Annotated in this window: 10 protein-coding genes; 1 reads left to right on the forward strand and 9 read right to left on the reverse strand. The window is 63.8% G+C overall.

Annotation, left to right across the window (positions count from 1 at the left end; translation table 11 throughout):
* The 4 genes from VIG90_RS07550 to VIG90_RS07565 all read right to left on the reverse strand — a co-directional run.
* A partial coding sequence (locus VIG90_RS07550) for a molybdopterin-dependent oxidoreductase (RefSeq protein ID WP_331592882.1) occupies window positions 1-1,327 on the reverse strand: 1,327 nt, incomplete at its 3' end.
* Between the two features lie 3 nt (window positions 1,328-1,330).
* The gene (gene nirD, locus VIG90_RS07555; protein ID WP_331592883.1) at window positions 1,331-1,660 is read right to left on the reverse strand and encodes a nitrite reductase small subunit NirD; all 330 of its coding nucleotides are present in this window, start codon (window positions 1,658-1,660) and stop codon (window positions 1,331-1,333) included.
* A gap of 29 nt (window positions 1,661-1,689) precedes the next feature.
* Entirely contained in the window at window positions 1,690-4,155 is a 2,466-nt protein-coding gene (nirB, locus tag VIG90_RS07560) for a nitrite reductase large subunit NirB (RefSeq protein ID WP_331592884.1), read from the reverse strand.
* Between the two features lie 23 nt (window positions 4,156-4,178).
* Complete coding sequence (locus tag VIG90_RS07565; protein ID WP_331592885.1) at window positions 4,179-5,384, reverse strand: nitrate/nitrite transporter; 1,206 nt, start codon at window positions 5,382-5,384, stop codon at window positions 4,179-4,181.
* A 344-nt stretch (window positions 5,385-5,728) separates the two neighbouring features.
* Here VIG90_RS07565 and VIG90_RS07570 point away from each other — a divergent pair, with 344 nt between their 5' ends.
* Window positions 5,729-7,429, forward strand: coding sequence for a bifunctional protein-serine/threonine kinase/phosphatase (locus VIG90_RS07570; protein ID WP_331592886.1), 1,701 nt, complete (start codon window positions 5,729-5,731; stop codon window positions 7,427-7,429).
* Window positions 7,430-7,443: 14 nt separating this feature from the next.
* Here VIG90_RS07570 and VIG90_RS07575 read toward each other — a convergent pair whose 3' ends face one another.
* The 5 genes from VIG90_RS07575 to VIG90_RS07595 all read right to left on the reverse strand — a co-directional run bounded on the left by VIG90_RS07575 (window position 7,444) and on the right by VIG90_RS07595 (window position 12,043).
* Window positions 7,444-8,688 (reverse strand): CmpA/NrtA family ABC transporter substrate-binding protein, encoded by a 1,245-nt coding sequence (locus VIG90_RS07575; protein ID WP_331592887.1) that lies wholly within the window; start codon window positions 8,686-8,688, stop codon window positions 7,444-7,446.
* Window positions 8,685-9,281, reverse strand: a complete 597-nt coding sequence (locus VIG90_RS07580; protein WP_331592889.1) for an ANTAR domain-containing response regulator — start codon at window positions 9,279-9,281, stop codon at window positions 8,685-8,687. Before VIG90_RS07580 ends, VIG90_RS07575 begins: the two co-directional genes overlap by 4 nt.
* Before the next feature lie 118 nt (window positions 9,282-9,399).
* On the reverse strand, window positions 9,400-10,194 hold the full coding sequence (gene pcaD / locus VIG90_RS07585) for a 3-oxoadipate enol-lactonase (protein WP_331592890.1): 795 nt from the start codon (window positions 10,192-10,194) through the stop codon (window positions 9,400-9,402).
* Entirely contained in the window at window positions 10,191-11,396 is a 1,206-nt protein-coding gene (gene pcaF, locus VIG90_RS07590; protein ID WP_331592891.1) for a 3-oxoadipyl-CoA thiolase, read from the reverse strand. Before pcaF ends, pcaD begins: the two co-directional genes overlap by 4 nt.
* Complete coding sequence (locus VIG90_RS07595; RefSeq protein ID WP_331592892.1) at window positions 11,396-12,043, reverse strand: 3-oxoacid CoA-transferase subunit B; 648 nt, start codon at window positions 12,041-12,043, stop codon at window positions 11,396-11,398. The genes pcaF and VIG90_RS07595 overlap by 1 nt, the downstream gene beginning before the upstream one ends.
* Window positions 12,044-12,109: the final 66 nt, after the last annotated feature.

Below are 12,109 nucleotides of genomic sequence, written 5' to 3' on the forward strand. Positions count from 1 at the left end.
CGCCCCAGGCAGCAGCAGGCAGGGCGATATGTGCAAGCTCCAGCGTATCGGTACGTGCCATGCAGTCGGAGACGACAACCTGCGGGCATTTTTCAAGCGCCGCACGCGCGGCTCCTGCGCCCGGCAGGCTGACCATGGGATTGGTTGCCATGATCCACAGCGCCTTGATGCGCCCCTCTTCTACCGCGCGGAACAGGTCGATCGCCTTGAGGCCTGGCTTTCTTGCAATGTTCGGCGCGCGCCAGAAGCGGCGGACCCGGTCGATGTCCGCGGCGCTTTCGAAGGTCATGTGCGCGGCCAACTGGTTGGCGAGGCCGCCTACTTCCCGCCCGCCCATGGCGTTGGGCTGACCGGTGATGGAAAAGGGCGCGGCCCCCGGCTTGCCGATGCGCCCCGTGGCCAGATGGCAGTTGATGATGGCATTCACCTTGTCGGTGCCGTTGATTGACTGGTTCACGCCTTGGCTGAACAGGGTCAGGGTGCGGGGCGTTGCCGCGAACAGCGCATAGAATTTGGCAAGGTCGCTCGCGGAGACGTCACAGTCGCGTGCCACGTCCAGCAGACCGGCGCTTGCCGTGAGTTGCTCGCGCAAACCGGGGGGTACGGCAACATGGCGGGCGATGAAGTCTTCGTCCCACGCGCGGCTCTCCGCAAGGAAGGCGAGCAATCCGTTGAACAAACGTATGTCGCTGTCGGGCCTGATGGCGAGGTGCAGGTCGGCCGTTTCGCAGGTCTCGGTGCGGCGCGGGTCGATGACGACGAGCTTGGTGCCGCGTTTCTCCCGCGCCGCCATGATGCGCTGGTAGATGACAGGGTGGCACCATGCGGTGTTGGAGCCGACCAGCACGATGAGGTCCGCCTCGTCGAGGTCGGAATAGGAGGCAGTCACCACGTCCCCTCCAAAAGCGCGGCGGTGACCGGCGACGGCGGAGGCCATGCACAGGCGTGAGTTGGTATCGATATTGCCTGAGCCGATGAAGCCTTTCATCAGCTTATTGGCGACGTAGTAGTCCTCCGTCAGCAGCTGGCCGGAGACGTAGAACGCCACCGAGTCCGGGCCATGCTCGGCGATCGCGCGGGCAAAGCCGTCCGCCACGCGTGTCAGCGCCTCATCCCAGCCCGTCCGCCTCCCGTCCACCTGCGGGTGGAGCAGCCGCCCCTCCAGCCCAACCGTTTCAGCCAGATGGGTGCCCTTGGAGCAGAGACGCCCCCGGTTGGCCGGGTGCGCCTCGTCGCCCCGGATCTGGGCGCTGCGGTTCCCGTTCGCGTCCGCCCGGATGCCGCAACCGACGCCGCAATAGGGACAGGTGGTGCGGATCTCGCCCATTGCTCAGGCCGCCACGGCCAGAGGCAGGGCGAGCTTGATGCGCCCGTTCTCCACCTTCACCGGCAAGCGGTGAGCGCAACCTTTGTCGGGCGCGCGCGCCTCGCCGGTATCCAGCCCGATCACCCAGTTATGCAGGGGGCAGGAGACGCTGCGCCCGTGTACGATGCCCTGGCTTAGCGGCCCGCCCTTGTGCGGGCAGCGGTCGAACAGCGCGAACACGTCATCCTCGCGCGTGCGGAACACTGCCACGTCGCCCTGCGGCGTCGGCACGGTCCGCGCACCTAGGCGGGGGATTTCGTGAATGATGCCAATGTCGATCCAGCGGTCAGTCATTTCTCGTCTCCCTTGTTCTTGCTGGCCAGTTACTCAGCGGCAAGGCTCAGCGGCTGATGCAGGTGGGCGTCGCGCCCGGCGGCACGGCTCGCCCATGGATCGTCCTGATGGAATTTCTGGGAATAGCGGAAGCGGGCGGCCAGCTCGGCGCGGCCTGTCGCATCCTCGACGATGCGCTGCTTGATATAGGCAAGCCCGACCCGTTCCACCCACGGCGCGGTGCGGTCCAGGTAGCGTGCCTCCTCGCGATAGAGCTGGATGAAGGCGGCGCACGTCTCCATCACCTGCTCTTCGGTCTCCACCTTGCAGAGGAGATCGGTCGCGCGCACCTTCATGCCACCGTTGCCGCCGATATGGAGTTCGTAGCCGGAGTCCACGCAGACGATGCCGAAATCCTTGATGGTTGCCTCGGCGCAATTGCGGGGGCACCCTGAGACCGCAATCTTGAACTTGTGCGGCATCCACGAGCCCCAGGTCATGCGCTCGATCCTGACGCCAAGGCCGGTCGAGTCCTGCGTGCCGAACCGGCACCATTCCGAACCCACGCAGGTTTTGACCGTGCGCAGCGCCTTACCGTAGGCGTGGCCCGAGACCATACCTGCGGCGTTCAGGTCCGCCCACACCGCCGGCAAGTCTTCCTTTCTGACGCCGAACAGGTCGATGCGTTGGCCGCCTGTCACTTTGACGGTCGGGATGCTGAATTTTTCGACAACATCCGCAATGGCGCGTAGCTCATGGGCCGAGGTGAGCCCGCCCCACATGCGGGGCACCACCGAATAGGTGCCATCCTTCTGGATATTTGCGTGAAGCCGCTCGTTGACGAAGCGGGACTGCTGGTCGTCCGCGTAATCGCCGGGCCAGGCGCACAGCAGATAGTAGTTCAGCGCCGGGCGGCAGCTGGAGCAGCCATCGGGCGTCTTCCAGTGCAGCGCCTGCATGACGCCGGGGATGGCCTTCAGTTCCTTTTCCAGGATGAGCGTACGCACCTCGTCGTGGGTGAAGTCGGTGCACTTGCACATGGGCTTGACCGCCCGCTCCCCGGAATAATTATCGCCCAGCGTCAGGCTCAGCAGCATTTCGACCTGCGGGGTGCAGGAGCCGCATGAGGCCGATGCTTTTGTCACGCTACGCACCGCATCGAGCGTCGAGAGGCCATTGGCCGTGATGGCGCTGGTGATCGCACCCTTGCATACGCCGTTGCAGCCGCAGATTTCCGTATTATCCGACAGCGCTGCAACGGCTTGGCGAGGGTCCGCGTAAGTACCGCCCTCCGCAAAGGCCTGCCCGAAAATCAGGCTGTCGCGCACGCCCGAGATATCGGCGTTTTCTCTGAGCAGCTGGAAGTACCATGCGCCGTCGCTCGTATCGCCGTAGAGCACGGCGCCCACCAGGCGATCATCGCGGATGACGACTCGTTTGTAGATGCCACGCGACGCATCGCGCAACACGATATCCTCGCACTCCGGCCCGCCTGAGAAATCGCCGGCCGAGAAAACATCGATGCCCGACACCTTCAGCTTGGTCGAAGTGACGGAGCCCTGATAGCCGTCCGACGGCGTGGCCGTCAGCGCATCGGCCAACGCGCTGCACATTTCCCACAAGGGGGCGACAAGGCCGTAGCACAGGCCCCGGTGTTCGACGCACTCGCCCACCGCCAGCACAGCGGGGTCGGAGGTGAGCATGTGATCATCGACCTTGATACCGCGGCCCACATCCAGCCCAGCGGCCCTGGCCAGGCCCGTGTTGGGGCGGATGCCGACCGCCATCACCACGATGTCGGCAGGAATGAACCGTCCGTCCTTCAGCCGCACGCCCTCAACATGGGTTGCACCGACGATCTCCTGCGTCTCGGCCCCGGTCAGGATGGTCTGCCCCCGCGCCTCCAGCGCGCTTTTCAGCAAGAAACCTGCCGCCTCGTCGAGCTGGCGTTCCATCAGCGTCGGCATCAGGTGGATGACAGTGACCTTCATGCCGCGCAAGGACAGGCCATGCGCCGCCTCCAGCCCGAGGAGGCCGCCGCCGATGACAACAGCGTAGGTGCGCTCCTCGCTGGCGCGCAGCATGGCGTCCACATCGTCCATGTCGCGGAACGTGACGACACCTGGCAGTTGTGCACCGGGGACGGGCAGCACGAACGGGTCGGAGCCGGTCGCCAGCAGCAGCCGGTCATATTCGACTTGCCTGCCCGAGGCGCTGCGTACGGCACGTGCGGCCCGGTCGATTTCTGTTACAGCGTCGCCTGCGATCAGCGTGATGCCGTTGGCGGCGTACCAGCTCTCATCGTTGATGATGATGTCCTCGAAGCTCTTCTCGCCTGCGAGCAAGGGGCTCAGCATGATGCGGTTGTAGTTCACCCGCGGCTCCGCCCCGAAGATGGTGATGTCGTAGCGGTCGGGGTCGCGCTTCAGCACCTCCTCGACCGCGCGGCATCCGGCCATGCCGTTGCCCACCACCACGAGTTTTTCACGGAGTTCTCGCCTGTCTTCTCGTGCCATGATCTGTAACCTTTCGAGAAAAATCAGATACGGGCCTGGGCGACGACGCCCCAGGTGGTGCGCCAGCGGCGCTTGATGCTGGTGAGGCCGACGAGCGCCATGAGCGCGAGGCCGGCGAAAATGAGAAAACCGTCCTGGTAGGCGCCGGTCAGTTGCCGGGCCATGCCGAGGCTGGAGGCCAGGTAGAAACCGCCGACGCCGCCCGCCATTCCCACCAGTCCGGTCATCGCGCCGATCTCCTCGCGGAACCGCTGGGGGACCAGCTGGAAGACCGCGCCGTTGCCCATGCCCAGCGCCAGCATGGCAATGACGAACACGGTGAGCGCCTGCATGGCGTGCGGCAGGCCGACACCGCCGACCGCCAGTGCAGCGGCGGCCACCGTGTACATGATTGAGAGCGAGCGAATGCCGCCTAGGCGGTCAGCGATATAGCCGCCGAGAGGCCGCACCAGGGATCCTGCGAACACGCAGGCTGCGGTGAAGTAGCCGGCCGTGACCGGGTCCAGCCCGTACTGGTCGTTGAAGTAGATGGTGAGCGAGGAGGTCAGGCCGCTGAAGCCGCCGAAGGTCACGCCATAGAAGAACATGAACCACCAGGCGTCGCTGCTCTTGAGGGGCGTAAAATAGGCGGCAAATGGCTTGGGCGCAGGCTTGTTCGGACTGTCCTTGGCCATCAGGACATAGACGAGGAGCGCCGCCGTCAGAGGCAGGACGGCGAGGCCGAACACGTTGGTCCAGCCAAAGGCAATGGCAAGGCTCGGTGCGAACAGGGCGGCCAGCACGGTGCCCGAGTTGCCTGCGCCTGCAATACCCAGCGCCGTGCCCTGATACTGCGGCGGATACCACCGGGAGGCGAGCGGCAGGGCAACGGCAAAAGCCGCACCAGCAACGCCCAGCACCAGCCCGAGCGCCAGCACGTGGGCAAAACTGCCGATGCCAAGCGCCCAAGCGGCAAGCAACCCGACAATGACGACGACTTGACCGATAAGGCCGGTGCGCTTGGGGCCAAGGTGGTCGACCATCACGCCCATCACGATGCGCAGGAGCGCACCCGCCAGAACAGGAAGCGCCACCATCAAGCCCTTCTCGGCAGCGTTGAGGCCGAGGTCGAGAGCAATGTCGACACCGAGGGGGCCGAGCAGCACCCAGACCATGAAGCTGAGATCAAAATATAGAAAAGCGGCGAAAAGCGTTGGCTTGTGCCCGGACTTCCAGAATCCTGTGCTCATGGCATGCTCCATCAATGACATACGAGGGGATTGTCTTGCCGGAAGCGCCCCCTCGTTGGGGCATGCCCGCCGCGTCATCGCAGCGGAGACAGTCTTGGCGTCAGAAAGCTAAGCAAGCATCGTGCCAGCTGCCTGACTTCAGACGCAGACGCCGAGTTACAAAGGTTTAGCGTGAATATCCCGAGTTAGTCCCAGAACACAGGTGCCCACTAATTGGGCATTATTATTTTTTGCACAAATTATTTGCACACTTCTGCGGCACATGGTTTCAATTGATCTTTAGGCTCAGGCTTCGCCTGAGGCCGGATTTCGGCGGCTGTCCGCCGTGCAAGGAAAGGGTTGACGTGGCGCCGACCAGCCTGCTGCAGATCGAGAGCGGCCTTGCCACCGACAAGGGCAGGCGCTCCCATAATGAGGATTATGCCGGGTTGTACTTCGGCACAGCGACGGAATGCGCGCAACGAGGCATAGTCGCCGCCATTGCAGACGGCGTTGGCGGATCGAAGGGCGGGCGGGTCGCGGCGGAACTGGCTGTACGGCAGTTCATCGACGGCTATTACAGCCAGCCCGCCACCCTTGGTGTGCAGCGGGCTGCCGGGCGCGTCGTCGAGGCCCTCAACCGCTGGGTGCATGCGCAGGGCCGGCTGGACCCGGCGCTCCACGCGGCCGCCACCACCTTTGCTGCCCTTATTCTCCAAGGGCGCCGGGCGCATGTGCTGAGCGTAGGAGACAGCCGGATCTATGTTCTTCAGGATGGCACCCTGACCCGCCTCACCACGGACCACACGCTCAGCCAGCCCGATCTCAATCATGTCCTCTACCGCGCCGTCGGCATCGAGGCATCGGTCCGGCTGGATTATGCGGCTCGGCCGCTGCGCCCTCACGACCGCTTTCTGCTGTGTACCGACGGGGTCCACGGCGCGCTGGGTGATCGGGCGCTGCGCACTTTGCTGCAGCGCCGCTCAACTCCCCAAGAGGACGCCGACCGCATTGTGGAGGCTGCACTTGCCGCCGGAAGCCATGACAACGCGACTGTGCTGGTGGTCGACGTGCTCGATCTGCCGGCGGCCGATCACGCCGAGCTGAACCTTGCCTTTGCCGCACAACCGGTGGCCGACATGCCCGAGACTGGCACCTGCATCGACGGCTTCATGTTGGTCCGCCAGCTGGCGGATGGCCGGTATGGCCGGCTGTTCATGGCCGAGGATCTGCACGGCGACCGCTCCGTTGTACTCAAGTTTCCCAAGCCCGAGGCCGCCAGCATCATGACGCATCGTGCGGCCTTCGTGCGTGAGGCGTGGATTGCCGCGCGGCTGCGTAGCCCGTTCGTGGGGGAGACCATTGAACTGCCGCCAGAGCGCCAGACCTGCCTTTACTCCGTCATGCCTTTTTACGATGGCGAGACGCTGGAGGCGCGCCTTACCCGCGAACCACCCTTATCACTGGAAGACGGTCTGCACCTGGGCCTGCAGCTTGCCAAGGGCATTGCGGCTCTGCACCGGGCGGGCATCGTGCACAGGGACATCAAGCCGGAGAATATCATTCTCGAGAAGGACGGCGGGCTTAAACTGATCGACCTCGGCGCGGCGCGGCTGCCCTACAGGGAAGAGGTCCTGGCTGAGGACATTCCCGGCACGCCGAGCTACATGGCCCCCGAGCTGTTCGCCGGCCAGCCCGGCGACGAGGGGTCGGATATTTTCGCGCTGGGCGTGACGCTCTACCGGGCTTTTGCCAGGGTATATCCTTACGGCGAGGTAGAGCCCTTCAGCCACCCGCGTTTCGGCCGGCCTGCGCCGCTCAGCCGCCACCGCCCCGACCTACCCGCCTGGCTCGACGCCACCCTGTCACGCGCTATTGCGCTCAACCCCAAGGAGCGCCCGGGCGATGCCATCGAGTTCGCGCTTGAGCTGGAGAACGGCTTTGCCCGGGGCACACCAAAAATCAGCGCGCCGGTCCCGATCTACCATCGCAATCCGCTGCTGTTCTGGAAGCTGACCTCGGCGCTGCTGGCTGTCGGCTGGCTGACGAGCCATCTGCTGCGGTAGCCGGGCCGGCAAATTCAGATGGCTTCCTGGGCTCTCAGCACGCGCAGATAGCCAGCAATATCCTCGGGGTCGAACACCCGGTTGTCGAAAAACCGATCCGGCCCGATGGAGAGGCGACCGCGGGGCGACCCGACGGGTAGCGAGATGTCGAGAGAACCCTCCACCTTCGCGTTGGCCCCGGGCATTGGCGTCTTGCTCTGCCCCAGCGCCTGGCGATAGAGATCCGTGCGAAATACCCGGCGCACCGCCGCTTCCGTATCAGGGCCTGCCGGAACCTGACCCCAGCGCACCATCTGGGAGTAGATCCACAGGGCCTGGCTCACCCATGGAAAGTTGGCGGCATCTTTGTAGAACAGCAGGAAATCCCGGGCCTCGACTGCGTCCTCTCCCGGCGAGACGGCCAGCCGACCGCCGATTGCCCCCCAAATGAGTTCGGCCGGACGATTGAGATAGGCGGGCTTGGCCAGCATTTCCGCCAGCGCAGCGTGATTGGCCGGATCACCGGCCCATGCCGCCGCATGATCAAGCGCGCGGATGAGCGCCGCCAGTGTCTCGGGGTTGCCTTCTGCCCAGTCCGCACGACAGCCAAGCACCTTTTCAACGCCCCGCTGCCAGATGCGGCTGCCCAGCGCCACAATGCGGCCGGCGCCCTGGGCCACCGCAACACTATTCCAGGGCTCTCCCACGCAAAAACCGTCCACCTCGCCGCTTTGCAGGGCATCCACCATGTACGGCGGCGGCACGACGACGAGATCCATGTCGTTATCCGGATCCAAGCCGGCATAGGCCAGCCAGTAGCGCAGCATGTAATTGTGGGAGGAGAAGGGATGGACAATCCCGAGCCGCAGCGCAGGCAAACCCTCCGCGCTGCGGCGGCGCACCAGAGACGCAAGGCTTTTGGCGCTCACGCCCGGCTCGGCCAGTCCCTCCAGCCCGAGCGCATCGGCCACCGGTATGGAAACAGTAATTGCGTTGCCGTTCAGGCCGAGACTGAAAGGAGCGATCAGCGGCGTTGCGGGCTGACCGAGGCCGAGGCTGACGGCAATGGGCAGTCCGGCCAACATATGAGCGGCGTGCAGACGGCCGTGAACCACCCGGTCACGGATATTCGACCAGGAAACTTCGCGGATCAGCTCGATTTCAACGCCTTCCTGCTGTGCAAAGCCGCATTCCTGCGCGGCAATCAGAATGGCGCTGTCCACCAGCGGGAGGAAGCCGATCCGAACAGCCTCGCCCTTATCAAGCCGCATGGCGTTCATGCCCCCTCTCCCCCTGTCAGCAGCTCGTCGGCGGTGATGATGGCTTGCGCTATATCGGCAATCTTGCGCCCCTGCTTCATCGCGCTGCCACGCAGAAGGGCGTAGGCGTCGGGCTCGGCGATGCCGCGCTGGCGCATGATTATGCCCTTGGCTCGATCGATCAGCTTCCGCTCGGCGAGCGCCGTCTTTGCAGCCGTCAATTCGGCGGTCAGCCGTGCGTGGAAATTGAAACGACTCACAGCCAGGTCGAGGATCGGCTTCACCCGCTCCTTGCGCAGCCCATCTACCACATAGGCAGAGACACCGGCATCGATCGCAGCCTCGATCATGGACGCGTCCGACTGGTCGACAAACATGGCAATGGGCCTGGCAACGGCGCGAGAGACCTGAAACATCTCATCCAGCACGTCGCGGCTGGGATTTTCAATATCGATCAGCACAACATCGGGCTCGATTTCAACCAGCCGAGCCAGCAATCGCGTGCGGCCGCTCAGGATATGAATATCGGCCAGACCTGCCTCGCGAAGCCCTGCTTCAAGCACGGCGCCCCGAACCGGGTTATCATCGATGACTGCGATGCGAAGTCCTGCCATCCACTCCCACCAGCAACGGCTGCACCCGATACACTATGTCGGGCGCAGCCGCCGTGCGCAAGCGAGCACGTGCCGGCGCTCTCTCGTTCTAGGTACGCAACAGGAAAGGCCGTTGCCCCTACTCTTCCGCTAAGAAGGCCAGGACAGCCCTCGAGAAATCGTCTGGCATTTCTACGTTCGACAAATGAGCAGCAGTCAAAACCAGAAGTCGCCCGTCGGCTGCGCTCTCAGCAAGGAAACGGCCTTCCTCCACCGATGTCGCCGGATCCTTGCTGCCCGCAATCACAAGGGTCGGTACCCGGTTGAGGCATGCCGTTGGCCGCAGATCCATGTCTCGGATGGCGGCACAGCACCCTGCATAGCCAATCGGGTTGTTGGAGAGCAGCATTTCCCGAATACGCGCGACCCGCTCCGGCGCGGATCCCGGGAACGAAGGTGTAAACCAGCGCTCGATCGAGGCCTCGGCAAGTGGGGCCATGCCGTTGGCTAGAACGCCTTCGATGCGCGCCTGCCAGTTGGCTGGCGGCCCCATGTAAGCGGAAGTATTGGCGAGCACCACTCGCTCAAGCCGTTCCGGCGCGCGCAATGTCAGCCACTGACCGACCATGCCTCCCTTGGACAGACCACAGAAGTGAACGCTGTCCAATTCCATCGCATCCAACAACGCGACGGCATCCCGCCCTAGCCTATCCATGGAATAACTGCCTGCCGGACCGTCGGACCGCCCGTGCCCGCGGCTGTCATAGCGCAGAATCCGGTAACGACTTGTCAGTGCCGCGATTTGCGGATCCCACATATGCATGTCTGTGCCCAGCGAGTTCGACAGCAGAAGCACCGGGGCATTTTCGGGTCCGTCGAACCGCCAGGCAATGCGGCACCCATCGTCCACGATTACGTACTGATTGTCGGTCATACCCGCTCCACTACAAGAGAAAGCCCCTGCCCTACGCCCACGCACAGGGTTGCAAGGCCCAGTTTGCCGGCGCTTTCTTCCAGTTGATGTACCAGCGTCTGGACCAGACGTGTGCCTGACATGCCAAGCGGATGACCCAAAGCGATCGCTCCGCCATTTGAGTTGACGCGTGCATCATCATCAGGAATGCCAAGATTGCGCAGCACGGCGAGCCCTTGGGCAGCAAAGGCTTCGTTCAGTTCGATGGCATCCAGTTGCTCGATCCTAAGGCCAAGACGGTCGAGCAGATTCCGCGTTGCCGGAACTGGGCCCAATCCCATGATCCGCGGCGACACGCCCGCGCTGGACATCCCCAGAATGCGCGCGCGAGCGGTAAGATTGAAACACTTAACTGCAGCCTCACTCGCCACGATCATTGCCGCCGCACCATCATTCACGCCCGAAGCGTTGCCCGCAGTTACGGTTCCGTCCGCCTTCACGATCGGCTTCAGCCTGGCCAGGGAATCGGGCGAAGTTTCGGGCCGTGGGTGTTCGTCTGCATCGACAACCGTCTCACCGCCCTTGCGGCTGGCGATAACAACCGGCGTGATTTCTGCGGCAAACCACCCTTTCGCCTGAGCCGCCGCCGTGCGCTGCTGGCTGCGCAATGCAAAAGCATCCTGATCCGAACGGGAAATGCCGAATTCCCGTGCAACATTCTCGGCCGTCTCTGGCATGGAGTCTACGCCGTAAGCTGCCTTCAGACGCGGATTGACGAACCGCCAGCCTATGGTGGTATCGTAAACCGCGCTCGCACGCGAAAAGGCAGCCTCCGCCTTGGGCATCACAAATGGCGCGCGCGTCATGCTCTCTGCCCCTCCAGCAAGGAGCAGATCCGCATCGCCCGAGCGGATTGCGCGTGCCGCTGCACCGACAGCCTCGAGGCCCGACGCGCACAGGCGGTTGACGGTCACGCCGCCCACGGATTCCGGCAGCCCGGCCAGCAGGGCCGCCATTCGGGCAACATTGCGGTTGTCTTCACCGGCCTGGTTGGCACCGCCCAGGATCACGTCATCAATCGCGGCCGGGTCCAGCCCCGGACTACGCGCCAGCAGCGCTTTGAGGGGAACGGCCGCCAGATCGTCTCCGCGCACAGACGCAAGCGCCCCGCCGAAACGGCCGATGGGCGTACGAACGGCATCACAGATAAATGCTTCTGGCATTATGCCATATCCCGTACGGCAATGGGTGCGCCGGTCCTGGCGCGCACATCATCCTCTGTCACGCCCGGCGCCAGTTCCAGCAACTCCAGGGTCTTGGTCGCCTTGTTCACTTTCAGCACGGCCAAGTCGGTAATAATCAGATCCACCACGCCCGTGCCGGTCAGCGGCAGAGCACAGCGCTCCAGAATTTTTGGTGCACCGGTTCTCGAGACATGTTCCATCAACACAACGACACGCTTGACACCCGCCACCAAATCCATGGCGCCGCCCATGCCTTTGAGCATCTTGCCCGGAATTGTCCAGTTGGCGAGATCGCCATTGGCGGCGACCTCCATGGCTCCAAGCACTGCCATGTCGATGTGGCCGCCGCGGATCATGGCGAAGCTGTCAGCCGACGAAAAAAAGCTCGACGTGGGCAGTGCTGTGATGGTCTGCTTTCCGGCATTGATCAGGTCGGGATCCTCCTCCCCGTCATAGGGGAACGGGCCCATGCCGAGCATGCCGTTTTCCGACTGTAGCGTGACGTCGATACCCTGTGGAATGTGATTGGCTACCAGCGTCGGGATGCCGATACCGAGATTCACATAGTATCCGTCCCTCAGTTCCTTGGCGGCACGGGCAGCCATTTCATCGCGAGTCCAGGCCATCAGACAGTCTCCCTCGGACGGGTGGTGCGTTTCTCGATCCGCTTCTCATTGATGGTCGATTTGATG

The organism is Pedomonas sp. (assembly GCF_036515995.1).
In the GTDB taxonomy this organism is placed as follows: domain Bacteria; phylum Pseudomonadota; class Alphaproteobacteria; order Sphingomonadales; family Sphingomonadaceae; genus Pedomonas.

Coding starts and splice junctions, on each gene's coding strand:
- pcaD (WP_331592890.1), bottom strand. CDS start 10,194: ATGACCGACAATCAGTACGTAATCGTGGACGATGGGTGCCGCATTGCC.
- VIG90_RS07580 (WP_331592889.1), bottom strand. CDS start 9,281: ATGGCAGGACTTCGCATCGCAGTCATCGATGATAACCCGGTTCGGGGC.
- VIG90_RS07595 (WP_331592892.1), bottom strand. CDS start 12,043: ATGGCCTGGACTCGCGATGAAATGGCTGCCCGTGCCGCCAAGGAACTG.
- VIG90_RS07565 (WP_331592885.1), bottom strand. CDS start 5,384: ATGAGCACAGGATTCTGGAAGTCCGGGCACAAGCCAACGCTTTTCGCC.
- nirB (WP_331592884.1), bottom strand. CDS start 4,155: ATGGCACGAGAAGACAGGCGAGAACTCCGTGAAAAACTCGTGGTGGTG.
- nirD (WP_331592883.1), bottom strand. CDS start 1,660: ATGACTGACCGCTGGATCGACATTGGCATCATTCACGAAATCCCCCGC.
- pcaF (WP_331592891.1), bottom strand. CDS start 11,396: ATGCCAGAAGCATTTATCTGTGATGCCGTTCGTACGCCCATCGGCCGT.
- VIG90_RS07575 (WP_331592887.1), bottom strand. CDS start 8,688: ATGAACGCCATGCGGCTTGATAAGGGCGAGGCTGTTCGGATCGGCTTC.